23 protein-coding genes, 2 pseudogenes and 1 riboswitch are annotated in these 26,065 nt (G+C 34.0%); of the genes and pseudogenes, 18 read left to right on the forward strand and 7 right to left on the reverse strand.

Translation table 11 applies throughout. The features are described 5' to 3' along the window. Positions 1 to 161: 161 nt before the first annotated feature. The 6 genes from ACUL40_RS21755 to ACUL40_RS21780 all read left to right on the forward strand — a co-directional run bounded on the left by ACUL40_RS21755 (position 162) and on the right by ACUL40_RS21780 (position 5,456). Positions 162 to 677 (forward strand): spore coat protein B, encoded by a 516-nt coding sequence (locus ACUL40_RS21755; RefSeq protein ID WP_000051525.1) that lies wholly within the window; start codon positions 162 to 164, stop codon positions 675 to 677. A gap of 20 nt (positions 678 to 697) precedes the next feature. Beyond that, positions 698 to 1,147: a spore coat protein B gene (locus ACUL40_RS21760; RefSeq protein ID WP_000432509.1), complete on the forward strand. Its 450-nt coding sequence runs from the start codon at positions 698 to 700 to the stop codon at positions 1,145 to 1,147. A gap of 162 nt (positions 1,148 to 1,309) precedes the next feature. Next, positions 1,310 to 1,978 (forward strand): hypothetical protein, encoded by a 669-nt coding sequence (locus ACUL40_RS21765; RefSeq protein ID WP_001004284.1) that lies wholly within the window; start codon positions 1,310 to 1,312, stop codon positions 1,976 to 1,978. A gap of 238 nt (positions 1,979 to 2,216) precedes the next feature. Then, positions 2,217 to 3,482 carry a hypothetical protein gene (locus ACUL40_RS21770; protein WP_000434719.1) on the forward strand — a complete coding sequence of 422 codons (1,266 nt, stop codon included), beginning with the start codon at positions 2,217 to 2,219 and terminating at the stop codon, positions 3,480 to 3,482. Positions 3,483 to 3,619: 137 nt separating this feature from the next. Further along, positions 3,620 to 4,846: an ATP-binding protein gene (locus ACUL40_RS21775; protein ID WP_074047951.1), complete on the forward strand. Its 1,227-nt coding sequence runs from the start codon at positions 3,620 to 3,622 to the stop codon at positions 4,844 to 4,846. 229 nt (positions 4,847 to 5,075) lie between these two features. Next, entirely contained in the window at positions 5,076 to 5,456 is a 381-nt protein-coding gene (locus ACUL40_RS21780; RefSeq protein ID WP_000424116.1) for a hypothetical protein, read from the forward strand. Between the two features lie 28 nt (positions 5,457 to 5,484). Here ACUL40_RS21780 and ACUL40_RS21785 read toward each other — a convergent pair whose 3' ends face one another. Further along, a complete protein-coding gene (locus ACUL40_RS21785) occupies positions 5,485 to 6,117 on the reverse strand; it encodes a cyclase family protein (RefSeq protein ID WP_006926178.1) in 633 nt (210 codons plus the stop codon). 85 nt (positions 6,118 to 6,202) lie between these two features. Next, positions 6,203 to 6,315: riboswitch (SAM riboswitch) on the reverse strand. Between the two features lie 149 nt (positions 6,316 to 6,464). Between ACUL40_RS21785 and ACUL40_RS21790 the strand changes: the two genes are divergently transcribed. Both ACUL40_RS21790 and ACUL40_RS21795 read left to right on the forward strand, forming a co-directional pair. Further along, complete coding sequence (locus tag ACUL40_RS21790) at positions 6,465 to 7,574, forward strand: PRK06851 family protein (protein WP_017657398.1); 1,110 nt, start codon at positions 6,465 to 6,467, stop codon at positions 7,572 to 7,574. 111 nt (positions 7,575 to 7,685) lie between these two features. Continuing rightward, positions 7,686 to 8,468, forward strand: a complete 783-nt coding sequence (locus ACUL40_RS21795) for a nucleotidyltransferase domain-containing protein (RefSeq protein ID WP_001208237.1) — start codon at positions 7,686 to 7,688, stop codon at positions 8,466 to 8,468. A gap of 13 nt (positions 8,469 to 8,481) precedes the next feature. On the opposite strand, the gene ACUL40_RS21800 is transcribed toward ACUL40_RS21795, so the two are convergent. Next, the gene (locus ACUL40_RS21800) at positions 8,482 to 9,783 is read right to left on the reverse strand and encodes an MFS transporter (protein ID WP_001183082.1); all 1,302 of its coding nucleotides are present in this window, start codon (positions 9,781 to 9,783) and stop codon (positions 8,482 to 8,484) included. Between the two features lie 143 nt (positions 9,784 to 9,926). Continuing rightward, the gene (locus ACUL40_RS21805; RefSeq protein ID WP_000199986.1) at positions 9,927 to 11,453 is read right to left on the reverse strand and encodes an FAD-dependent oxidoreductase; all 1,527 of its coding nucleotides are present in this window, start codon (positions 11,451 to 11,453) and stop codon (positions 9,927 to 9,929) included. A 581-nt stretch (positions 11,454 to 12,034) separates the two neighbouring features. On the opposite strand from ACUL40_RS21805, the gene ACUL40_RS21810 reads away from it, so the two are divergent. Then, complete coding sequence (locus ACUL40_RS21810; protein ID WP_000661226.1) at positions 12,035 to 13,120, forward strand: fatty acid desaturase family protein; 1,086 nt, start codon at positions 12,035 to 12,037, stop codon at positions 13,118 to 13,120. Between the two features lie 53 nt (positions 13,121 to 13,173). Here the strand turns inward: ACUL40_RS21810 and ACUL40_RS21815 are convergent, their stop codons facing one another. The 3 genes from ACUL40_RS21815 to ACUL40_RS21825 all read right to left on the reverse strand — a co-directional run bounded on the left by ACUL40_RS21815 (position 13,174) and on the right by ACUL40_RS21825 (position 15,612). Continuing rightward, on the reverse strand, positions 13,174 to 13,929 hold the full coding sequence (locus ACUL40_RS21815) for an amino acid ABC transporter permease (RefSeq protein WP_002025246.1): 756 nt from the start codon (positions 13,927 to 13,929) through the stop codon (positions 13,174 to 13,176). Positions 13,930 to 13,972: 43 nt separating this feature from the next. Next, the gene (locus ACUL40_RS21820) at positions 13,973 to 14,767 is read right to left on the reverse strand and encodes an ABC transporter substrate-binding protein (protein WP_000823765.1); all 795 of its coding nucleotides are present in this window, start codon (positions 14,765 to 14,767) and stop codon (positions 13,973 to 13,975) included. A 122-nt stretch (positions 14,768 to 14,889) separates the two neighbouring features. Continuing rightward, on the reverse strand, positions 14,890 to 15,612 hold the full coding sequence (locus ACUL40_RS21825) for an amino acid ABC transporter ATP-binding protein (RefSeq protein ID WP_000616927.1): 723 nt from the start codon (positions 15,610 to 15,612) through the stop codon (positions 14,890 to 14,892). Between the two features lie 375 nt (positions 15,613 to 15,987). Between ACUL40_RS21825 and ACUL40_RS21830 the strand changes: the two are divergent. From ACUL40_RS21830 to ACUL40_RS21870, 9 genes and pseudogenes are all read left to right on the forward strand, one after another. Then, positions 15,988 to 16,173 (forward strand): annotated as a pseudogene (locus ACUL40_RS21830) (HAMP domain-containing protein); the annotation flags it as partial. Between the two features lie 369 nt (positions 16,174 to 16,542). After that, positions 16,543 to 17,115 (forward strand): annotated as a pseudogene (locus tag ACUL40_RS21835) (methyl-accepting chemotaxis protein); the annotation flags it as partial. Positions 17,116 to 17,261: 146 nt separating this feature from the next. Continuing rightward, positions 17,262 to 17,711: an arginine repressor gene (gene argR / locus ACUL40_RS21840; RefSeq protein ID WP_000711824.1), complete on the forward strand. Its 450-nt coding sequence runs from the start codon at positions 17,262 to 17,264 to the stop codon at positions 17,709 to 17,711. Positions 17,712 to 17,979: 268 nt separating this feature from the next. After that, a complete protein-coding gene (arcA, locus tag ACUL40_RS21845; protein WP_000682331.1) occupies positions 17,980 to 19,212 on the forward strand; it encodes an arginine deiminase in 1,233 nt (410 codons plus the stop codon). 30 nt (positions 19,213 to 19,242) lie between these two features. Beyond that, on the forward strand, positions 19,243 to 20,241 hold the full coding sequence (argF, locus tag ACUL40_RS21850; protein ID WP_445423006.1) for an ornithine carbamoyltransferase: 999 nt from the start codon (positions 19,243 to 19,245) through the stop codon (positions 20,239 to 20,241). Between the two features lie 99 nt (positions 20,242 to 20,340). Further along, entirely contained in the window at positions 20,341 to 21,756 is a 1,416-nt protein-coding gene (gene arcD / locus ACUL40_RS21855) for an arginine-ornithine antiporter (protein WP_000503412.1), read from the forward strand. A 37-nt stretch (positions 21,757 to 21,793) separates the two neighbouring features. After that, positions 21,794 to 22,756, forward strand: coding sequence for a carbamate kinase (gene arcC / locus ACUL40_RS21860; RefSeq protein ID WP_000113951.1), 963 nt, complete (start codon positions 21,794 to 21,796; stop codon positions 22,754 to 22,756). A gap of 201 nt (positions 22,757 to 22,957) precedes the next feature. Continuing rightward, positions 22,958 to 23,647 carry a Crp/Fnr family transcriptional regulator gene (locus ACUL40_RS21865; RefSeq protein WP_001081905.1) on the forward strand — a complete coding sequence of 230 codons (690 nt, stop codon included), beginning with the start codon at positions 22,958 to 22,960 and terminating at the stop codon, positions 23,645 to 23,647. Between the two features lie 156 nt (positions 23,648 to 23,803). After that, a complete protein-coding gene (locus ACUL40_RS21870) occupies positions 23,804 to 24,487 on the forward strand; it encodes a hypothetical protein (RefSeq protein ID WP_000619186.1) in 684 nt (227 codons plus the stop codon). Positions 24,488 to 24,611: 124 nt separating this feature from the next. On the opposite strand, the gene ACUL40_RS21875 is transcribed toward ACUL40_RS21870, so the two are convergent. Continuing rightward, positions 24,612 to 25,946 carry an FAD-dependent oxidoreductase gene (locus tag ACUL40_RS21875; protein ID WP_000814898.1) on the reverse strand — a complete coding sequence of 445 codons (1,335 nt, stop codon included), beginning with the start codon at positions 25,944 to 25,946 and terminating at the stop codon, positions 24,612 to 24,614. Between the last annotated feature and the right edge of the window lie 119 nt (positions 25,947 to 26,065).

Genomic DNA, 26,065 nt, shown 5'->3' on the forward strand with positions numbered 1-26,065 from the left:
ACATAAGGAGTTCTTAGCCTTTCTTCAAATTTTGATAGGTAGTAGTCTACCATGTTAAAAGCATATTTTTTTCTAGCTAGGACAAACATAGAGAACGTAACCTGTACAGATACATATACTATCAGTGCAAAAGCTTATAAATTAATGGAAGGGGTTTTCTCGTGAGTTTATTTCATTGTGATTTTTTGAAAGACTTAATTGGATCTTTTGTGAGAGTAAACAGGGGTGGTCCAGAATCTCAAAAAGGAACAATAATATCAGTATGTCAGGACTACTTCGTATTGAAGAATGAAAAAGGTGAGCTTTATTACTATCAACTTAAACATCTAAAAAGTATTACAAAAAATGCGAAAGAATGTGGATCAAGTGATTGTGAGTGGGAAGATTGCGCCTGTGCAGAAGATTTTGAAGCACTACTTGAAAGTTTCAAATATTGCTGGGTGAAAATTAATCGCGGCGGTCCAGAGAAAGTGGAAGGCATTTTGCAAGATGTTTCTTGTGACTTCGTAACATTAATCGTAAAAGAAGAAATTATATTAATTGCAATAAAGCATATTAAAAGTGTTAACTATAATGCTTTAGCATGCGGAGAGAGTGATGAGAGCGACGATAGTAAGGAAAGTAGCGATAATTCAGGTCGTGCTCGTGCACAAAGACAATCAAGTAGAGGAAGATAATAAGAAAGGGGGATACGAAATTGGAGAATGTATTATGCTGTGACCAAATTAAATGTTTAGTTGGTGAGACTGTAAAAGTAAACCTTCGTGGACCAGAAAGTCGAGTTGGTGAGCTCGTATCGTTAGGAAAAGATTATCTAACGTTACAGTTACCTCATGGTGAATTAGTATATTATCAGTTGAAACATGTGAAGAGTCTAGTGAAGAAAGTGAAAGAAAGTAAATGTGGCGATTGCTATAGTTCATGTTTCTGCTCTGATGAGGATACTTTTTTAGATATATTAAAAGACTTGAAGTATAAGTGGGTAAAAATTAATCGTGGCGGTCCAGAGTGTGTGGAAGGTTTATTAAGTGAGGTACACCATGGCTGTATTACACTAGTAAACGGTGATGAAGTTATTTATGTAATTAAGTCTCATATTAAGAGTGTGAGTCAAGTAGTTAAATGTAAAAAGAATGAAGATGAATAATGTTTAATAAATAAGAGGGGCATTATGAGGGAAAGAGAAGAACAATTTCTTATTTCGATAGTATGAAAAGGAATTACTTACTATTAAAACAGAACTTTGCCCTGATTATTTTTTTAGAAATGGAAGACAGATAAGAAGAAATTCGTAGGAAGGAGGATATAGATGAATGAGTTAAACAAAAGTATTGGAGAAAATATATATGTTAAATTAATCGGTGAAAAAAGATTTAAAGGTGTATTAATTGATGTAGGAAATGATATCGTTGTTCTTTACAATGGACAAGACTACGTATATATATCTTTATATCATGTACAATATTATAAGTTTTTAAGATCAAATGATGAAGAAATCTCAAAACCAGATGTGGATTCTGTAATTAAGAGAGAGTCTCCTTCAATTTCTTTGAGGAAAGTATTAAGTACATCTAAAGGGATTTTTACGGAAATTTATGTAGCCGGAAATGCTCCAATACATGGTTATGTTACAAGTGTGATGAACGATTATATTGTTTTTTATAGTCCAGTTTATAAAACTGTATATATATCTTTAAAACACTTGAAATGGTTAATTCCGTATAAAGAAAATCAAGTGCCTTATGCCCTCAATAAAAATGAACTCCCCGTGAATCCGTTAAATATTACGTTAGCTCGAACGTTTGAAGAACAGCTTATTAAAATGGCTGGGAAAATTATGGTGTTTGATTTAGGTGAGGAGTCCAATAAAATTGGAAAAATGGCGAAAATTGATGAAGGTCATATTGAAATATCAAAAGCACGTGATGCGAAAATGTATGTAAATATTCAACATGTAAAATCTGTCCATTGTCCGTAAGCTAGTTGAAAGGGCTGGCTTTTTCTTTTATATGCAGAAGAAAAGGTCGAGCCTATTTGTTTTAGTTTAATTTGGAGATGAGGGGAAAATGAATTGAATATAAGCATAGTATAGTGTGATTTTTTAAAAGGTAACTTTGCACTAACTTATAAACATTGTGTACGAGCTATCTTATTATATATTCAATTTATTTTTTGAGGAGGAGCTGCTCAACTAATTTATTAAAGGGGTTTTGTTTGTGGAGCAGTTTCCGAATTCGTTATCAATTACATTGCTTGGTAGTGCTGGTGGAGCAGCAAAAGCAGTTTTAGCAATTTTAAATCAAGCGATAGCAAATGAAAAAGATCCAATTTATGAAGTATTAAAGAATGCCAAATTTCATTTGGTGGATATAAAACAAAAAGATAGGACTTATTATGATGAGTTGTTTTCGAATCTGAAAGGTCAATTATATTTATATGAAATAAACCTTCAAAATGTAGTGGAATTTAAACAACATTTAAAAGAAAAAAGAACGAGTGTTGTGATTGATGTTTCAGGGGCAGATACAATTAGAGTATTAAGCTGCTGTAATGAACTAGGAATTTGTTATATTAACTCAGCCTTGGAAAATGAGGCAGTAGATCAGGACGATAGCTTAATTGGCTTTCAGCTTACGGAAAGATATACAAGGTTTGAGAAGGAGAAAGAGAAATTTACAAATACAAAAGCGATTATAGGTTCAGGTATGAATCCAGGTGTTGTTCAATGGATGGTTGTTGAACTTATGAAGGAACGACCAAATGAAAGGCCAAGAGCATGTTATATTGTAGAACATGACACGTCATTTTTGAATGATACAGCACTTATAAAGCCACATACACTTTATGCTTCATGGGCAGTAGAGCGATTTTTAGATGAAGCAATCTGGAGTTATCCGATGTATATGAGCCATCATCGTCCTCTTTACTTTTATGAAGATGTATATGCTTCAGAGTATAAAGTGAAGTTAGGAGAAAAAGAATTCTATGGTTGTTTAATGCCACATGAGGAAGTATTAATTTTAGGGAAAAACTTTAATATGGAAGTTGGTTTTCTTTACCGAATTAATGAGTATACAACAAATATAATTAGACAGAACTTAGATCAAGTAGAAGATTTATGGAACTGGAATCGTAAAGTGTTTAATCCAGCGGAAGAAGAGGTTGCTGGAGAGGACTTGGTCGGTGTGTTACTCGTTTATGAAAATAGTGAGACATATATGTATAATGTGATGAATAGTAGCCAAGTTTTTCGTAAATATAAAACGAATGCAACGTATTTTCAGGTAGGGTGCGGGATTTATGCGGGCTTGTCCAGTTTACTTTTAGATCAATTTGAACAAGGTGCTTATTACGTTGAGGAGTTGTTATTAAATACAGAAAGTAAGTACGGTGAGTATTTAAATTTATATATGAAGGATTTTGTAATAGGGCATAATAATTTTACGGATGGATTGTTACATGACAGGGTAAGATGGATGTAAGTTGTTACCAAAAGGAAGGAGAGATCTCCTTCCTTTCAGTATTATAAGGTTAAATATTGCCCTGAAAGCAATTTCATACTTATACTTTAAGGAGATAACAATGAAAGTTTTTTGTATCGATCAAGGGGAGTTTTTATATGAATAAATACAAGAGCTTGATTTATGAAGAAAGAAGAGCCTTAAAGGTATTTATATTATTATTTTATATTATATTCTTTTTATATGACGCTATATATTATTTTGTATATCCTGCTATGAATATTAGTGGAACAGCGGTAGGTTGGCCAGAAGGTAGTCTTGGGATAGGTGTGCCTATATTTGTAATAGCATTATTTCCTATTTCTATATATCTTCAAAAAAGAGGGTATGTATATTCTGTAAAATATTTATTTTTATTTGGGTACATGTTTATCAATCTTGTGAATAATTTAATGATTTATTTACGAACGGATAGACCTTTTGAACATGGCAGTATGGTAGAAATGTTATTAATTTTATTTGCCCCGGTTTTCGTGAATAGAAAATACTTTTATTTAGTGTCCTTTAGTGTAATTGGAAAGTACGTATTTTTCACATTGCTATTACAAGATTTAAAAGTGATAATTCCACTTGTTTTATGTGTATTTTATTTCATTATTTCACATTCTTTATTAAAACGATTTCAATCTTATGTAAGAACAGTGGTTGAAATGATGAACAATATGAAAGAGACGGAAAATTTAGCTGTGATTGGGACTATGTCTACAACAATTGCTCATGAAATTCGAAATCCGTTAACAGCGTTAAAAGGGTTTACGCAAATGCAAAAAGAAAGAAATCCAACTGATACGATGAGCTACGACATTATGCTACAAGAAATTGAAAGAGTCAATGGATTTGTTAGTGAATTGATGTTGTTAGGAAAACCAAAGCCAACAAATTATGAAAGGTGTAATATACGAGACATCCTTCTATATGTTGTGCATCTAATGGAAAGTTATGCAACGCAATATAGAGTTAAATGTCATTTACAAGTAGATGGGAATTTACCGGTTATAAACGGTGATGATAAGCAATTAAAACAAGTGTTATTAAATATCATTAAAAATGGAATAGAATCAATGCCAGAGGGTGGAGAAATTCATATCCGTGCATATCAAAAAACGCAAGGACATTTGTGTATTTCTGTTGAAGACCAAGGATTTGGTATAGAGAATGAGAAGTTAGAAAAAATTGGCAAGGCGTTTTACACAACAAAGGAGACTGGTACAGGACTTGGATTAATGATTACATATAAAATTATTAAGGAACATCAAGGGAGTATCACGATCCAAAGTAGTGTAGGAGTAGGAACGAAAGTAGAAATTTTTTTGCCGACCTTTTAATGTATTGGGAGAAAAGATTTTTCAGAAAAGTGTTCTTGTTGTGTAAATATAAACATTTTATAAAATGTTTCAAGAAGGGTTTTTTTTATAAAATACTTCGTTTATAATGGAGGAAAATATCGACATGAGATTGATTGCTCATGTAGCGGTTCAGTAGTGTTATGAAAAGATAAGAAGGGGTGCACACGCATCCTTTTTTCTATGCAGATATTATGAAAGAGGTGGTATGATGGAATTAACATTAAATTCGACTGTATGTTTACACACGATTCAATTTCGAAAAGAGCAAAAGAATTATATTGTAAAAGATACAATTACAGGAGAAAAATATGAAATGCCGCCACTTTGGATTGATGCATTGGCAATGATGCGTGACGGTTTTTTATTGGGGGAAATTGAGGAGAAATTAAAAGAAGAGTATCCATCCGAAGAAGTGAATATGTTAGCATTCACGAGGCAACTGTTAGAACTAGAACTTGTTGAAATGGTAGATGGAGAAGAGATAGCTTGCACAAAGAAGAAAGAGATAGATTGTTTAGCTTGGGTGCGTCCTCGTGTGGAACAATTCTTTCTTAATTTAAATAGAAAATATAGAAGCAAAGACCAGTAGTGGCCTTTGCTTTTTTTATAGGCTATGTTTAAAAAATAACAGCAAATGCTCTTGCGAAAGCACCGTCACTATTTTTAATTTTTAAAGGTGCTGCTGAGAAAAAGAAACGTTTTGCTTCGATAGCATCTAGATTTGTTAAGTTTTCAATTAAGTAAATATCATTCCCTAGTAATATGTGATGAATCGGTGATGTTTCTGTTGTGACTTCATCAGGAGAAATGAAATCTAAACCGATAGATTTTACTTTTAATCGCACTAGTTCTTTAGCTAATTCTTCAGAAAGATAAAATGCTTCCTTCTCATAAGCTTCTGTATTCCATTTTGTGGATAGATTAGAATGAAAAATAACAATATCACCTTCTTTTATGTCAGTATTATGCAATACTGTCTTAGGTAATTTTCGCTCTTGAATATGTGTTACATCTATAAGAACAGCTTCACCTACAAATTGATCCAGCGGTAATTGATCGATGGTCGTTGCGCCTGAAATAAAATGCGCAGGAGCATCACAATGCGTGCCAACATGAACGACAGAATGAAAATCTGTAACTTGATATCCTGATTCTTCAACACTTGTAACAGCTTCTAGTTGTATTTTAGGTGTTCCAGGAAATTGAGACATATTATTTTCAAATGTTTGTGATAAATCAATTACTTTCATTTTACATACCTCCAATATATGTTTTTCAAATAATAAAAAGCTCATCCTTCAGTATCAAGAAAGATGAGCTTTACATGCTAGTTGAGTTTTATCTTCCAAAATGCATTGCATTTTGCAGGAATTAGCACCTATTCAGTTTGTATAAACTGAGGTTGCTGGGCTTCAAAGGGCCGGTCCCTCTGCCTCTCTTGATAAAGAAGTATTCAGTTTTTAAAATCGGAATTTTCCGATAGTTAAATTGTAATTCATTTCCTTTTTGCGTGCAATACAAAATAGGTATTCACCCAAATAAAGCTGCTCGCATATTGTAGCTTATGTAAATAGAATGCTGCGAAGGAGTGAGTGCAGTGACAGGAAATGTATTAAATTATTATGCTGGTGGTAATACAGCTAGGGGATTTCACAATTTATACGAAGAGAATTTAAAAGGATTAGACAGATTATTTATCTTAAAGGGTGGCCCAGGAACGGGAAAATCTTCTTTAATAAAGGCAATAGGTCGTGAATGGATTGAAAAAGGATATGATATTGAATTTTTACATTGTTCTTCTGATAATAAATCGGTTGATGGTGTAATTATCCCAAAATTAAAAGTAGGAATTGTTGATGGGACATCGCCGCATGTTATTGAGCCAAAAATGCCAGGAGTTGTTGAAGAGTATATAAATTTAGGAATTGCTTGGGACTCAGATAAACTAAGAAAGCAGAAGTTAGAAATTGAAAGATTTGTTTCAGAAGCAAGCAAAGCTTTTCAGTCTGCTTACGCACGTTTTAAAGAGGCATTGGTTATACATGATGAGTGGGAGAAGATATATATTGATAATATAGATTTTAATAAAGCAAATGAACTAACCAATCAGCTAATCCAGAAATTATTTGCAGATAAAAGCGGGAGACAATCGCTTGTAAAACATCGTTTTTTAGGAGCTGCTACACCGAAAGGAGCAGTTGATTTTGTTCCTAATTTAACAGAAGGGTTACCACATCGTTATTTTATAAAAGGGCGCCCAGGCTCTGGAAAATCAACGATGCTCAAAAAGTTAGCTAAGGCAGCTGAAGAAAAAGGGTTTGAAGTTGAAGTATATCATTGCGGATTTGACCCGAATAGTCTTGATATGGTTATCGTAAGAGAATTAGGATTTGCAATTTTTGATAGCACCGCACCACATGAATATTTTCCAAGTCGCGAGGGTGATGAAATTATTGATATGTATGCCCTTATTGTTACGCCAGGGACGGATGAGAAATATGCGAAGGAAATTCGTGATGTCTCCATTCAATATAAAGCAAAAATGAATGAGGCGATGTCTTTCTTAGCGAAAGCAAAATCGGTTCGTGATAAATTAGAACGAATTTATATTGCTGCTATGGATTTTTCAATAGTAGATGCATATAAAGAGGAGATTCAAAAAGAGTTTGAACGAATTGCTGCTACTGTAATTGAACAGCAACAATAGACGTTTCATTAGGCTGTCAGTAATTTCTGACAGTTTTTTTAGTATGTAGTAAAATTAATAGTGTATTGTCGAATTTCCAAGGAAATAATCAAAAAATGGAGATGTTATGAAATGAGAGAGAAAATCGAGTTGGAGTTAGAAAGAATTGAAAAAGAGAATGATGTAAAAATTTTATTTGCGGTGGAATCAGGGAGTCGTGCTTGGGGGTTTCCATCGAAAGATAGCGATTATGATGTTAGGTTTGTTTATATACATCCGGTAGAATGGTATTTATCAATTCATGACAAACGAGATGTAATTGAGTATCCAATTAGTGATGATTTAGATATAAGTGGTTGGGATATTAAAAAGGCGTTGCAACTATTCGCGAAGTCGAATCCTGCTTTACTTGAGTGGATTCGATCACCAATTTTTTATTCGAAAAACTCTAATTTTCCAGAACTACTTCAACAGATGAGTGAGAAGAATTTTGATCCAAAAGCAACGATATATCATTATTTACATATGGCTTCGAAAAATTATCGTGAATTTTTGCAAGGTGAGAATGTAAAGCTGAAAAAGTACTTTTATGTATTACGTCCCATTTTAGCTTGTAAGTGGCTAGAAGAGAAAACGACTTTACCTCCTGTAGAATTTGATCGATTAATTACAGAATTATCATTAGAACGTAGCGTATTAGATGAAATTGAAAAGTTGTTAATAAAGAAAAAAGCAGGTACTGAATTAGATGTTGGATTGAAAATTAAGGTGTTAAATCAATTTTTAGAAGAACAAATTCATTACTATCAGCAATATGTAAAAGGAATTGAAAAGGGATCAGGAATCGATATTGAGAGTTTAAATACATTGTTTCGAGATATGTTGTTTGAAGCATATGAAAAAGAGCACAAGTAAGTTTGTGCTCTTTTTATTTTGTAGGAATGAAGAAAACAGATATAGCTGCGATAAGACCTGCAAAGGAGAATAAGTAAAAATTCCATGCTAAGTCATATTGCATTGTCATAATAATACCGACGAGAATTGGGCCAGCAATTGCACCAACTCGGCCAAGCCCCAGTCCCCAGCCTAAGGAGGTAGCTCGGATATGTGATGGGAAGTATTGTGTTACATATGCATTTAATATTTGAGTAATACCGACTGATCCAATACCAGCAAGGCCAATTAAAAGATAAATGATTGTAACAGATGGTTTGATTGTTAATAGTCCGATACATATGGCTGCCATAAGATAAGAGATGCTAATAACAATTTTTGCTCCTATACGATCAGCAATTGCTCCAGCGAATAGTGCGCCGATAGCTGCGGTAATATTTAGCATAAGTAGAAATGACAGACTAGACCCAAGAGGATATCCTGCCTGGCGCATCATCTGTGGTAACCAAGTGTTTAAACCATATATTAAAAACATTCCCATTATATAAGTGATCCAAAAAAGTAGCGTTGCTTTTATGTATTCTTTTGAGAATAAAGTAAAAAATCCATTTTTCTTTCGTATAGTAGATGGGTCTTGATGAGTTTTATCTTTTACATGAAATTCAATTTGAAAACGATTAAGAATTTGGTTCACTTCTTCTTGGCGATTACGTGATAATAAAAATTGAATGGACTCGGGTAAATAGCGAATAATGAAAGGAATGAGGAGTAGTGGAATCATTCCGATACCAAACATAATTCTCCATCCGAAATCTTCTAACATAAGCATGGACAAAATAGCACCTAACACGATACCTAAAGGATAGCCAGTAAACATAAGAGCATAAATAAAAGATTGCCTTTTTTTTGGTGAATATTCAACAGTAAGTGCTGAAGCTGTTGGGATAACACCGCCTAATCCGATTCCTCCTATAAATCGAGATAATCCAAATAACTCAGGAGAAGGAGCGATAGCCGCTAAACCCATTGTGATAGAAAAAAGTGCTAAACAGCATATAAGCGTCCATTTACGCCCAATTAGATCTGTAATCGTTCCAACTAGAATAGCCCCAATAAACATCCCAAATAAAGCATAGCTTGCAATTGTACCAGCATGCGCTGGTGATAGCGCCCAGCTTTTGTCTTCTAGGAGCTTTGGTAGAACGGCACCGTAAATACCTAAATCATATCCATCAGCTAAAATGGCTAGCCAACAAATAAAAACAACAAGTTTTGTAATAGAGCTTGGAAAGATAGTTTCTGTAGATTCTAGATGAGGTGGAGCTGAAGGTTGCATAATATTCACCCCTTTTAATTTGTAGATGAATATATTATTTTATTTAATGTTAATATTTTCCTCCTTGTGTCGAATTTTATCTGAAAAGGGTTTATAACAAATAAAGAAGTTCAACAGTAATTTTGTTGAACTTCTTTATTTGTTTACTCATTATCAACTCGTTTTAACGGTTGATCTGCTGGGCCTTCAAGAACGTCTCCCTCAATTGAAAAACGAGAACCATGGCAAGGGCAATCCCAAGTACAATCACCATTATTCCATTCAACTTCACAGCCGAGATGTGTACAAGTTGTATCGACGATATGTAATTTTCCTTCTTTGTCCTTATAAGCACCTGCTCGTTTACCGTTAACATGTACGACAGATCCTTCACCAACTTCGAGATCTTCTGGCTTACGTAATGCGGTTTCAATCTTTCCTGCAATTAAATGTTTCGCAACATCAATGTTTTGGGAGAGGAACGTTTTTATATCTGGATTTGCATGGAAGCGTGATGGTGCATACAGTTCTTTATAGGGACTGTGAACTTTTAGGATGGAGTCCTTCAGTAGGTGAGCGGCAGCAGTTCCAGTTGTCATTCCCCATTTGCGATATCCAGTTGCAACAAATATATTTGGATTTCTTTCGTTAATATGTCCGATATAAGGAAGCTTATCTAGAGTAATTAAATCTTGTGCTGACCATCTATAAGGAACTTCATCTATTCCAAAAGTGGCTTCAGCAAAAGAATAGAGTGCTTCATAATGAAGCATCGTATTTATTCCCTGACCTGTTTTATGACTCTCTCCGCCAATCAAAATTAATTTTTCTCCATTGTTTGTTATATAGCGTAAGGAGCGCTTTGGATCATCAATACTTAAATACATGCCACCTGGATACTCCGTTTTTGCTTTTATTGCAAGAGCGTAGGAGCGTTCTGCGTACATTCGCGTAAAGAAAAAGCTATTTGCATCATAAAAAGGAAAATGTGAACAAGAGACGACATATTCACAAGTGATATGATGGCCCTCTTTTGTAATTATTTGTGAATAATCGCCCTTTTCCACATCCATAGCTGTTGTTTGTTCGTAGACCTTTCCGCCCATCTCCACAAACTTTTCTAAAAGTGTTTTTAAATAAAGAAGGGGATGGAATTGTGCTTGATTTTTCATTACAAGCGCAGATTGTACTGGAATAGGAATCGATAGAGATTGAACATAGTCACAAGGTATATTTAATTTTTGATAAGCTTCATATTCTTTCGATAAATTTCTTAATCCGTTATCAGTAGTTGTATATAAATATGAATCTTCATTTGAGAAATTACAGTCGATTTTATATGTTTGAACAGTTTTATTTATGAATTGTAGAGCCTGATTATTTGATTCATAGTAAAGCCGGGCCTTTTCTACACCGAAATGATTTATTAATTCATCATAAATAAGATCATGTTGTGCTGTTACTTTCGCTGTTGTATGCCCAGTCGTTCCATTTAAAATACGACCAGAATCAATTAAAACAACATCGATGCCTTCTTTTGCAAGTAAATAGGCAGTAGTAATACCTGTAATACCAGCACCGATAATAGCAACTTTCGTCTTTATATTTTCGGATAAACGAGGGAAAGTAGGAAACTGAGTAGATTCAATCCAATAAGATAGCGGCAGTTGTGGAAATGTATCACTTGTCATTGCGGAAACCTCCTGATTTTAGAACAATTTTCCTTTTAATATTTCCATATTATATGAAATTCATGTGTGTTGTTTTAGAAGTAGTCTATTTTTATTAAAAGAGGTTATAAATTATTTTAATATAATTAATTAGGTGGGGCATTATGATGTAGTAGGATTTATATAAAACTAAATTCAAGTGATTCTGTTTGTTGATTACATAGGGAGTTATTGAATGAGATAGAGTCTATGGCGTTTAAGAAAATGTCTATATATAGTGGGTAAATCCTTATGGAATCTATACATTTTCTTTAGTGAAATAAAGTATGATTATAAAAATATAACCACCTTTTATTACTAGGTCATAAAAGGTGTTGACAATATAGAAATTCTATTGTTATGATTCATCATGTGGAAAGGTTGATAGAGAGTAAAAAGAGAAATGTTTTTCATTGATAATAAAAGCGAAAAATAAGTGACGATAGAGTGAGTATATTTTCCTTATAGTAGATGCTTTTTGGATCATCTAGTAAAATCAATCTGGAAGCAAGAATTGATATATGTAAGTTGCGCAAGGCGCGGCATAAGAAAGGAGCAAAAGGATGAAGGAGCTTCATACGTTTGGGTGGTATGCAGCACGTGTATCACCACATTTGCCGAAAAAAGCATTTAAACCAGTGCCTACTCGTTTATTTGGTGGACTGGCTTATTTGCTTGTGGCATTGGCGGGATTAATATCGATTGGTGTATTTGAATTGAATGTGTGGGCGAATCTAGGAATTGCGATTGTTCTTGGATTATGTTTTGCTTCACTAGGATTTTTAGGGCATGAAATTTTACATGGAACTGTTGTAAGAAAGGCATGGCTTCGTGACTTCTTAGGCGCGATTGCATTTATGCCATTATCAACAGGGCCAAAGCTTTGGAGAAAGTGGCATAATGCAACGCATCATGTTCATACACAGCATGAAGAGAATGATCCAGATGCATGGCCGACACTTGAGAAACTTAAGAAGAGTAAGTTTTTGAGTTGGGTATATCGTATGCCTTTACATGTACGTTCATTCTTTAGTTTTTTGTCACTAACAATTCAATTTACATTGCATTCGACTCGAATGTTCTTTCATTTTATAAAAGAGTTCAAGTCATCCAATCAAAAATCTGTATGGCTTCAACTTCTTTTGCCTTGGACAGTTTGGATTAGTTTATTGTTTATTATGGGACCTGGAAAATGGTTATTTGCATATGTCATTCCGTTGTTAATTGCTAACTTTATTGTAATGGCATATATCGCAACAAATCACCGCTTAAATCCAATTGTTCCAGTAAATGATCCGTTAGCAAACTGTTTGTCAGTAACAGTGCCGCGCTGGGTAGACGTTTTACATTTCAATTTCTCATATCATACAGAACATCATCTGTTTCCCGCTATGAGTTCTAAATACTATCCGTTAGTAAAAGAGAAGATTAAAGAAATGTGGCCGGAACGCTATCATGAGATGCCGATGACAAAAGCTTTGGCAGCGCTATGGAATACACCACGTGTGTATTATCAAGGAAGTGAATTAGTGGATCCGCATAGAGAGCATTTCTATGGTTCTTTAGGAAATGGACTAGATCCTCATAATATTTCATATCGTGAGGAACATATAGAAGAAGAAAAGAGTATTAAAAAAGTAAATCAGTAAAAATTAATATATTTTTGCAATGAAAAAGCAAGCCATCTCAGGCTTGCTTTTTCTTATAAAGAAACTTCCTTTTTGTTCCTTTTATGGACTTGGACGGAGTTAGTTTCTTTTCGTTGTAGTCGTTTTTCTAAAAGATTAACAAAATAAGTAAATAGAAGAACAAGTATGAGATAGTATGCACCAACGATTATGTAAGTATCTAATTGTTGGAAATTACCTGCTGCAATTGATAAACCTGAACCCCATAATTCGGACATTCCTACATAAGCAACAAGTGAAGAATCTTTTAATCCGATAATAAATTGGTTTCCTAGAGGAGGAAGAGACAGACGAAATGCTTGTGGTAATATAATTCGTCGCATAGCTAAAGGATAAGGCATGCCTAAAGAGCGAGCTGCTTCTAATTGTCCCCGGTCAACGGATTGAATAGATCCACGGAAAATTTCCGTAATATATGCTCCGTTATGAATTGCTAAAGCGATTGCACCTGCCCAAAAAGGGGTGAAAACAACAACGGATGTAATTCCAAAATAGAGAATGGCAATTTGAACAATTAAAGGTGTACCACGAATAATAGCAATGTAGACATGAGCGATACTATTTAAAACTTTATTGTTAGAGATTCGAAAGAAAGCGAATAATAATCCAATTAATGAACCGAGTACTAGGGAAGTTAATGTTAATTGTAATGTGACAATAGTAGCCTTTAAGAGTGTGGGATAGGAAGAGATAAAAATTTCAAACATGCGTTTCACCTCATATTGTATAGATTTTAGTAGAGAATGAAATGCCCCACATAAAATGAACATTTAATCAGTGGGGCATTGTTTATGAATCTTTTGAATGGCTAACTTACTTCGTTTTTTCCTCTTCACCGAGAATATTACGCCCGAACCATTTTTTACTGATCTTTTCATACGTACCATCTTTAATGATTTCATCTAACGCTTTATTTACTTTCTCAACCATTTCTTTATCATCTTTGCGAATAGCAATTCCCATTTCATCAAGATTTAATGGTTTTCCGGCTTCTTTTATCTTCGATTTTCCTTCTTTTATCATACGTAGACCAACCATTTGATCCGTAATTACTGCGTCAACACGCCCAGGCTCTAAGTCCATAAGAGCAGTAATATCGCTGTCATATTCTGTGATTTGATCTGTATATTTTGCAACAAGATTTTTAAAGGTACTAGCTTTTACAACACCAATTTTCTTACCTTTTAAATCTTCTGGAGAAGAGATAGCGGTATTCTTTTTAGCCACAAAAATTTGGGCGCCAGAGCGATAGTACGGATTTGAGAAACTAACAGCTTTTAAGCGCTCCTCTGTAATTGCCATACTACCCAGTATTACATCATATTTCTTCGCTTGAAGACCTTGAATCAGCGTTTCCCATGGGTTTGTAACGGGCGTAGCCTTCATGTTCATCTTTTTAGCAAGAGCTTCACCGATTTCTACATCAAAGCCGACAAGTTTGCCGTCATTTTCTTTATAGTTAAAAGGTTTGTATAATCCACTCATCGCATAGCGAAATTCTTTTTCACTATTTGATGAAGTAGTAGAGCTTTCTTTGCTACAAGCTCCTAGTATGAAGGATGTACATAGTGTAATGCTCGCAACAATGGTTAATAGTTTTCTTTTCATAAAACCCCTCCTATATATTGATCATACGGATGGTTTTTTAGTATGTTATTGAAATATTTTATTTGGATGATTAGTTGTGCACCGTATGAATGTATTCCTTTTCGTTTGAAACAAAAGTTACATTATAAAACGTTGCGTAAAAATTGTTTTGCCCGTTCATGTGATGGAGCTGAAAAGAATTGTACTGGCGGAGCATCTTCTACAATCTTTCCATCGTCCATAAAGATGACGCGATCAGCTACATCTTTTGCGAAATTCATTTCATGAGTAACAATAACCATTGTCATCCCTTCTTCAGCAAGTTCTTTCATAACTTGCAATACTTCTCCAACAAGTTCAGGGTCTAAAGCTGAGGTAGGCTCATCAAATAGCATAATCTTAGGGCTCATTGCAAGAGCTCGTGCAATGGCAATGCGCTGTTTTTGACCACCTGAAAGAAGATGAGGAGTTACATCCGCTTTATCTTGAAGGCCGACTTTTTGGAGAAGTTGATTTCCAATATCCTGTGCATTTGCTTTCTCTAATTTTTTTACGTGAATAGGTGCTTCTATGATGTTTTCTAGTGAGGTCATATGAGGAAAGAGGTTAAAGTGCTGAAAAACCATACCGACATTTTCACGGACTTTATTTAAATTTGAATGCTTTGGATCAATTCGCTCACCTTGTAAGTGAATTTCGCCTTCATCGTACATTTCTAAAAAGTTAAGACAGCGAAGTAATGTACTTTTACCAGAACCACTGGCACCAATTAAAACAACAACTTCTTTTTCTTTTACTTCTAAATCAATTCCTTTTAACACATCAAGTGAACCGAATGATTTTACTAGATTTCGAACTTGAATCATACAAAACCCCCAGTTAAAAATATATTTTACAAATGTTGCCCTGTATTTCTGTTATTAGTCATAAATTGTCAGAATCCTTTATTTTTTTCGTGCAATTTGATATTCAAAGAAATAATGATTTTTAAAATCTTTATATCCTTCTATAATGAAAATATGGATAATAATATATAGGTAGTATTTATATTGCTTATAAAAAGGGGGAAAGGGAAGATGGAAAAAGAAAGAAAAACATTTTCTTTTGGATTACGTACACAACTTATGCTATTCACTACAGTTTTAGCTTTCATTACATATTCAACAAGTATATTTTTTATTTACGTGATATACGATTATTTTCAAAGTTATGTAAGTCAAACTGTATATAATATTATCGTTATGTTATTAGGGGTAGTATGGTCTGGAATTTTAGCATATGGAGCAGCCGTATTTTTAATTAAACCGCTTCGCAAGTTAGAGGAAGCGGCAAGAAAAGCAGCTGAGGGTGATATTCGTGAAGATGTTCCATTACCGAAGACAGATGATGAAATTAAATCTTTAAGTGTTGCATTTAATATGATGTTAGGAAACTTAAGGGGCATGGTAAAAAATATTGATACAACATTTTCGTATACAAATAATCAAGTACAGCAGATTAGAAAACAAACAGGCGAAGCAACGAGACAAGCGCAAGGTGTATCTGAGACACTTGCAGAGATTTCTTCAGGCGCTGAGCAATCAGCGGCATCAATTCAAGCAATTGTTTCTGCTGTTGATACAACGACTTCTATTGCAAGTGAAGTAGAAGAAAAAGCGAAGCAGTCTGATACATTGTCTTCAGAAATGGTTGAAGCTTTAGGGCATAGTACTCGTGTCTTTACGTCTTTAATTCAAGGTATTCAAACATTGGCAAAAGAAAATGAAGATTCAATGCAAAATGTACAGAAGTTAGAAGAACGAATGAAACAAGTAGAACATATTGTGTCTGTTGTGAGTGCGATTGCTAGCCAAACGAATTTATTAGCACTAAATGCTTCTATTGAGGCAGCTCGCGCAGGAGAGCATGGAAGAGGCTTTGCGGTTGTTGCGGAAGAAGTACGTAAACTTGCTGATGAAAGTGATCATTCTGCAAGAAACATATCGCAGTTATTACGGAATATGCAAGATGAAGTACAACAAGTTGCAATGAAAATGACAGAACAAGTGAAAATAGCTAAAGAAGAGGCGAAACGTGGGGAAGCTACGGAATTAATTTTAAAAGAAATGTCATCAAGTGTTATGGAAGTAGCCGATGCAACTCAGCAAATTAGTAGTTATATGAATGAACAAGTGAGCCATATTCATCAAACAGGAGCACAAACAAAAGCTGTAGCAGCAATTGCTGAAGAAACGTCAGCTGGTTCGCAAGAAGTAGCACGTGTGACGCTACAACAATCTAAAAATATGATAGTAATCGATCAATTATTAAAGGATTTAGAGAAGCAAGCAACTGATTTGAAACAAACAATTGAACGATTTTCAATGTAAAAGGAAGAACAGAATATTGTTCTTCTCTTTTTTATTTAGCTTGATTTAATATTTACAGTTAAACTATGAACGTTTCCGCAACATTCTTTTCTGTCCCTTTCGGATGAAAATTATAGCGAGCTATAATATTAAAAGGGGTGTCTTTTATGAAAAAAGAAAAAAGACAACGGTTAATTAAACAATTTGTAAAGGAGTATGAAATAGATAAGCAAGAAAGATTAGTAGAATTGTTAGCAAAAAAAGATGTATTAGTAACACAAGCTACGGTTTCTCGCGATATTCGTGAGTTAAACTTAACGAAGGTACCTTCTCAAGAAGGATTAATGATATATAAAGTTTTCTCAGAAGAGCATTTACAAACTGATATAAAGTTAAAGAAAAAATTACGAGAAGTTGTTTTAAAAATTGATTGTGTAGATCAATTAATGGTTATTAAAACATTACCTGGTAATGCACATGTTATTGGTGTTTTATTTGATGAGTTAGATTGGAAAGAAAAAATAGGATGTATATGTGGAAATGATACATGCCTTATAATTTCACAGTCGAAATCAGATAGGGAGATTATAGAAGAAAGATTAAATTTAATTATTTAGATGCAAAAATCCTGTTTTTAATAAAATTAAAAACAGGATTTTTGTTTAAATACGGAAGTTAAATATTCAACATATATGCGTAATATATGTATTTTTTATTGAGAAAGCAAGATAGTTTGTTATAAAAATACATATTCGTATGATTTTAAAAAAATAACTTGTTTAATATTTCACAATGATAATGTGGATGCTTTCACAAAGATGAAAGTACAGAGCATTTATTATGTACTTGTAAGACATCAAACATATTTAAAAGGAGGTACAACAAATGAAACATCCGATACATGTTACTTCAGAAATTGGGGAATTACAAACGGTTTTATTAAAACGACCGGGTAAAGAAGTGGAAAACTTGACGCCAGATTATTTGCAGCAATTATTATTTGACGATATTCCATACTTACCAATTATTCAAAAAGAGCATGATTATTTTGCACAAACGTTACGCAATCGGGGTGTTGAAGTTCTTTATTTAGAAAAACTAGCCGCGGAGGCGTTAGTAGATAAAAAACTTCGAGAAGAATTTGTTGATCGTATTTTAAAAGAAGGACAGGCCGACGTAAATGTTGCACATCAAACTTTAAAAGAATATTTACTTTCCTTTTCAAATGAAGAATTAATTCAAAAAATTATGGGCGGTGTACGGAAAAACGAAATTGAAACAAGTAAGAAGACACATTTATATGAATTAATGGAAGATCACTATCCGTTTTACTTAGATCCAATGCCTAATTTATATTTTACTCGTGATCCAGCAGCTAGCGTGGGCGATGGCTTAACGATAAATAAGATGAGAGAACCAGCGCGTAGACGTGAATCATTATTCATGGAGTACATCATTAAATATCATCCAAGATTTGCAAAACATAATGTACCAATCTGGTTAGATCGTGATTATAAATTTCCGATTGAAGGTGGCGACGAGCTAATTTTAAATGAAGAAACAATTGCGATTGGAGTATCTGCTCGTACTTCAGCTAAAGCAATTGAACGTTTAGCTAAAAATCTCTTTAGCCGACAAAATAAAATTAAGAAAGTGTTAGCAATAGAAATTCCAAAATGTCGAGCATTTATGCATTTAGATACAGTATTTACAATGGTTGATTATGACAAGTTTACAATTCACCCAGCCATTCAAGGGCCAAAAGGGAATATGAATATTTATATTTTAGAAAAAGGATCAGATGAGGAAACTCTTAAAATTACACATCGTACTTCTTTAATGGAAGCATTAAAAGAGGTATTAGGCTTAAGTGAATTAGTTCTTATTCCATGTGGAGGAGGAGATGTAATTGCTTCTGCTCGTGAACAATGGAATGATGGCTCGAACACATTAGCAATTGCGCCAGGTGTAGTTGTTACATATGATCGCAACTATGTATCTAATACGTTATTACGTGAACACGGTATAGAAGTGATTGAGGTGCTAAGTTCGGAATTATCTCGTGGTCGTGGGGGTCCACGTTGCATGAGTATGCCAATTGTTCGTAAAGATATTTAGTATAAATAACGGAGAAAGTAGGGATGAATTATGTTAATGACTAGACCAAATTTAAAAGGAAGAAGCTTTCTAGCAGAAAAAGATTTTACACAAGAAGAATTGTTATATTTTCTAGATTTGGCAGCAGAATTAAAAGAGAAAAAGAAAAATGGTATCCCGCATCATTATTTAGAAGGTAAAAATGTAGCGCTCTTATTTGAAAAAACTTCTACTCGTACGCGTTGTGCATTTACAGTAGCATGTACAGATTTAGGGGCAAATCCTGAATATTTAGGGAAAGGTGATATTCAACTTGGGAAAAAAGAATCTGTAGAGGATACAGCAAAAGTGTTAGGGCGTATGTTTGACGGAATTGAGTTTCGTGGATTTAATCATGAAACTGTAGAATCTTTAGCACAAAATTCTGGTGTGCCAGTTTGGAATGGATTAACAGATATATGGCATCCAACACAAACACTAGCAGATTTATTAACAATTAGAGAACATATAGGGAAATTGAAAAATGTGAAGCTCGTTTACGTTGGCGATGGGCGAAATAATGTTGCTAATAGCTTACTAGTTGGTGGAGCAATCGTTGGAATGGATGTACGTATTTGTACACCGGAATCTTTATGGCCTGCACAAGAAGTAATTGATTTAGCAAAAAAATATAATGAACAAGTAATGATAACAAGTAATGTGGAAGAAGCTGTTGCGAATGCAGATGTAATTTATACAGATGTATGGGTGTCTATGGGGGAAGAAGAAAAATTTGCTGAACGTGTCGAGTTATTGAAACCTTATCAAGTAAATATGAAAATGATTAAAGCAACAGGGAATGAAAACGTGATTTTCTTACATTGTTTACCTGCATTTCATGATGTTGAAACGATGTATGGCGAAGAAGTTTATGAGAAATATGGGTTGAAAGAAATGGAGGTAACTGACGAAGTATTCCGCAGTAAACATTCAAAAGTATTTGATCAAGCTGAAAATAGAATGCATACAATTAAAGCGGTTATGGCAGCTACTTTAGGAAACATGGAGTAAAGAAGAAAGGGAGTCTTCCTTTCTTCTTTCTCCTCCTTTAGACACTATCATTCACTATTGCTTTTGTATTGTTATTGCAATTAAAGAGAGGTGAGTGGAATGGGTGAAGATAAGAAATTAGGGTTGTTTACACTAACGGCTCTTGTAGTTGGGTCTATGATTGGCGGTGGAGCCTTTAATTTAGCGAGTGATATGGCAAAAGGTGCTGGTGCTGGAGCCATTATTATTGGCTGGGTTATAACAGGAATTGGGATGATCGCACTCGGATTATCTTTTCAAAATCTAACTGTAAAACGGCCAGATTTAGATGGTGGTATTTTTAGCTATGCAAAAGCAGGGTTTGGTAATTTTATGGGGTTTAATAGTGCGTGGGGATACTGGCTATCTGCTTGGCTTGGGAATGTAGCTTACGGTACATTATTGTTTTCTTCATTAGGATATTTCTTCCCGATCTTTGAAGGCGGTCAAAATGTAGAATCCATTATTGGTGCAAGCGTATTATTATGGTGTGTTCACATGTTAATTTTACGTGGAGTTCAATCAGCAGCACTTGTGAATTTAGTAACTACAATCGCAAAATTAGTACCTGTATTTGTATTTATTGTCATAGGAATCTTTGCGTTTCATATTGATACGTTCTTAGATGGATTTTGGGGGCAAACTGGTTCTTTTTCATGGGGAGCAGTTGGCAGCCAAGTTAAAAGTACAATGCTTGTAACTTTATGGGTATTTATTGGGGTAGAAGGGGCTGTTGTTTTATCCAGTCGAGCAAAAAATAGAAGTGATGTAGGGAAAGCAACCGTTATTGGCTTAATTGGTACACTCATCATTTACATTTTAATCACATTATTGTCTCTTGGACTTATGCAGCAAGCAGACATTGCAGGTTTGAAAAATCCGGCTATGGCTTATTTGTTTGAAAGTGTTGTTGGAAAATGGGGTGCTATCTTTATTAATTTAGGTTTAGTCATCTCTGTATTAGGTGCTTGGTTAGGTTGGACTTTGCTCGCTTCTGAAATTCCATATTTAGCGGCTAAAGATGGAGTATTTCCAAAATGGTTCGCAAAAGAAAATAAAAATAAGGCTCCAGTAAATTCATTATGGATAACAAATGGTTTAATACAAATATTCTTGTTAACATTCGTCGTTTCTGATCAGGCGTATAACTTTGCATTCTCTTTAGCATCTTCAGCTATTTTAATCCCATATGCTTTTTCAGCATTTTATCAACTGAAGCATAGCTTAAAGTCTGAAGAAGCAGATCGAAATAAAAATATAATAATTGGCTTGATCGCAAGTATTTATGGCGTGTGGTTAGTTTATGCAGCCGGTTTAGAGTATTTATTATTAACAATGACTTTATATGCGCCAGGTATTTTTATTTTTTACAATGTTCAAAAGCAAAAGAGTTCGAAGCAAATATTTACTCGAGTGGAATTAGCATCATCCGTAGCAATTGGTGCTTTAGCATTCTTTGCGATTTATGGATTAATTACAGGCAGTATTACTTTATAAAGCGCTGTGAAAGCGAAATCAACTGGAGGGCTGGAATATGGCACGAAGAAAAATTGTAGTTGCACTAGGGGGAAATGCGATACAGTCTGGAGAAGCTACTGCGGGAGCGCAGCAAGAAGCGTTGGAAAAAACGGCAGAACAACTTGTGAAAATAATGGAAAATGATGTGGATATAGTAATTGCGCATGGAAATGGCCCACAAGTGGGGAATATTTTATTACAGCAAAAAGCTGCAGAAACGGAAAAGACACCTGCAATGCCATTAGATACTTGTGGGGCAATGAGCCAAGGGATGATTGGATATTGGATGGAAAATGCAATTGAAAAGGCATTGAAAAAACGGAATATAAACAAAGATGTAGCAACGGTTATAACACGTGTTGTTGTGGATAAAAAAGATGAGGCATTTAAAAATCCAACTAAACCAATTGGTCCTTTTTATACAGAAGAAGAGGCCAGAAAATTAATGGATGAAACAAAAGCAGTGTTTAAAGAAGATGCTGGTAGAGGATGGAGACGTGTTGTTCCATCACCGAAGCCTGTAAGTATTCATGAACATAAAGTGATTAATTCTTTGGTCGAAGATGGAAACATAGTGATAGCTGTGGGCGGAGGTGGAATTCCAGTAATTGATTCTGAAGAAGGGTTAAAAGGAACTGAAGCGGTTATCGATAAAGATTTCGCTGCGCAGAAATTAGCAGAATTAGTAGATGCCGATACGCTCGTTATTTTAACTGCAGTTGATTATGTGTATGTAAATTATAATCAACCGAATCAAAAAAAATTAGAGCATGTCACAGTGAATCAATTAGAAGAATATATTGAAGAACAACAATTTGCTGCGGGAAGCATGCTTCCAAAAATCGAAGCTGCTATTAATTTTGTTAATACAAATCCAAAAAGAAAAACGATTATTACGTCTTTAGAAAAAGTATATGAAGCACTAGAAGAAAAAGCCGGTACTATTATTTCAAAACAGAATGTATGCATGTATGTTTAAATTATTATGTACGCTACTTAGTAGTAAAAAAAGAATGAGGTTAATAACTTCATTCTTTTTATTTATTAATATTTTTTGTACTCATTGTTCATAAAGTTTTCATGATGAAATCTGAATATACAAGTTAATTATGATAAAATTCAAATTGAATACGCTTTCTTGATTTTTCGCTCCAACATACAGCAAGAGAGAGGGAATTTTATGAATAGACGGAACGTAGTGAAAGACTTAAAGCAGTTCGAATTATTTGCTCATTTAACAGAAAAAAAATTGAAAGGCTTAACAGAGTTTGTTTATTGGCGAACTTATAAAAAAGGTCAATTTTTATTTTTAGAAGGGGATTCAAGGGAAAGAATTTACTTCATGTTAGATGGTTTTGTAAAGTTAGAGCGGGTTAATCAAAATGGGAACTTATTATACGATGACTATGTAAAGCGGTATTCTATTTTTCCTTATGGTGGTATGTTTACAGACAGAGGATATAACTATACAGCAGAAGCAATGACGGATGTGGAGGTATATTATATTCCAACGGTAATCTTTGAAGATATGGTAAAGTCCAGCAGAACACAATTGATGTACGTTGTTCAGCAATTATCATCTATATTAAAATTGAACGAAAATCGAGTGCAAAATATTACAATTCCTAATGCACAAGATCGTGTTATCCAAACGTTAAATTATTTAATGCAGGATTTAGGAGAACAGAGTGGAGAAAAGATTGTAATTTCATGTCCACTTACAACAATTGAAATATCCAAAATATCTGGAACATCTCGAGAGACAGTTAGCAGCGTATTAAAACAATTAAAAAATGATAGCATTGTTACAATTTTAGATAAAAAAATTACAATACATGATCCAACATATTTTGAAGAAATCTCTATGTGAAAATTGTATATTGATTTTTTAATTCATATTGTATATTAATAAGGTTCTTTATATATTTATAAGGAACTTTTTTACGTTATCCTCTATAAAAAGATTGTATAGTATGGTAATAATAGCTAAAATCGATAATAAAATACAAAGTGAAGGGGAGAAAGAATGATTCGTATTGAGTATGATCGATTAGTAGCTATTTGTTACAGTATAGGGGTTTTGTTATTATTAAAAATTCCAAATGATAATGAATTAATTGGGGAAAAACTATTCAATGTCTATAAGATTCCGATACATACGTATGTTTATATGGATTATAAAGTCTCAAATATATTGATTGTTTCTTTCATACTACATGTAATTGCATTTATATTATTTTTAAAATGGCTAGGAAAAAAGGAGTCTAGTACATTTAGAAAAATGAATAAAATAAAAGTAGTAGGTACTAGTATTTTGATTGTAATGATGCCGTTTATTTTAAATACAATCCTCCAGACATTGAATAAAACATGGTATTATGCAGGAAAAACAGGGGTAGAAGCAATAGAATATAAAAAAGAAGATAGCCAGTGTAGAATGGAGAAAAATGGAGAGAATATCCAACCGAAGTGCATTGTTACTTTAAAAAATTATCGTAATCATTCACAAGCATTAAAAGTTGTTTTATATGATAATGCAAACGAGAATTCAAAAAGCTATCCAGTACCGAAACCAGTCTATTTACAAAAACATGAGACAAAGCAATTTGAATTTCAAGTTCCTGTTTCTTATAATAGAGGTATTGAAAAAGATAAAGTACCAAATATTAAATTACATTCATTGCATGAAAATGATACGAAATACAATTAATCTGTAAGTAAAAGTTTATGAGTAGGAGCAAGAATTTGAAACGATATAGAAAATCAACTTGAATCATCCAACATACTGCGAGGTAACGGTATATTGGATGATTTTTTTATGTTATCCCCTTTTTTCACGTATGAAAAGGAGGAATACTTTGTTGGAAATGAAAAACATCACAAGGATCATACATAGTTTTTACTTTACGTAATCTGTGAAAGTTAGAGCCATAATAACTAGTTTGCCAATTTTTAATGTCGATATCGGGCCAGTTCACATAGTCACCTAGTGTATAAGGATCTAAGCTTTCTCGTAAACCTTTAACCCAGCGTATATTTCGATTTTCTTCATCATCGCATTTCCAAGAGGTAATGTATTCTTGAGCGATAATTGCTTTACGATGAAAATAAGCCGTTTCATTCGGCGAAATATTTTCAACAGCACCTATGAGCGATTGATGCCAAATACTAGCATCTTTATTTGGTGCATGAGAAAGAAAGGATTGCATGATTTGAATGCCTTTAAGGGGAATAGGTTTATAGACATAGGAACCAGAGCGCTTAAAATTTTCAGGGATGTTACCTCCATTAAAAAATTCAACAGCCTTTATATAAGGAACTTCTTCTATAAAGAGAGAGGGGCTACCAGTTTCAAGAAGAGGGGATAATAGGGAATGGAGTTCAGAGGGAGAACCGACAAACTCGCCTTGTGCTTCAATTTTATTTCGTTGCTTGGCGAATAATTCGATCGATGAAGTGAGACGTTCATCTATATAAGGTGCCCAGTTTTGCCACGCTTGAAATGCAGCAATAAAGTCTTCCCATTCCCATGTAATTGAGAAAATTGATACATTTTTTATCGGGTGGACTCGAAAAGTTAAGGAAGTGACAATTCCGAAGTTTCCACCACCGCCACCACGGCATGCCCAAAAAAGGTTAGAGTTTTCTTGTTCATTTGCACGAATGAGTTTTGCACCAAATTTTCCACACGCTTGTACCATTTCCACTTCCATTAATTGATCACATGTTAATCCAAATAAGCGCGAAAGCATACCAATACCACCGCCAAGTGCTAATCCAACAACTCCAACGCTTGCACTTGTACCAGCAGGAATTGTAACACCGTAATTCCAAAGTTCTTTATAAACAGTGCCAAGATTTGCACCAGCCTCAATTGTTGCTGTTAATTTCTCTGTATTAACAGTAATGCGATGCATTTCACTCACATCAATAATAAGTCCTCTATTTAAAAGAGAAAAATTTTCATAGCTATGACGTCCACTTCTTAACCGAAATGGTATATGACGTTCACGTGCCCATTTTAAGGCGTTACAGACATCCTTGTTATTTTGACAAAAAACAATAATACAAGGGAGTTTTGGAATACTTAAATTTAAATTCATTCGGGCTACGTCGTAGTCAGGATCTGTGGGAACAACGATACGACCTGTTAATTTTGTTTGCTTCAATTTATTACTCCTTTCTAAAATAATCAGAGTTTTTTATTAATATATGAAAAATGTCTGTAATACGCGTGGACAAGGAGAGGTGAAGAATGAGATTTACCTTTGTGAGAAATAAATAAAGC

It is taken from the genome of Bacillus sp. KNSH39 (genome assembly GCF_052656585.1).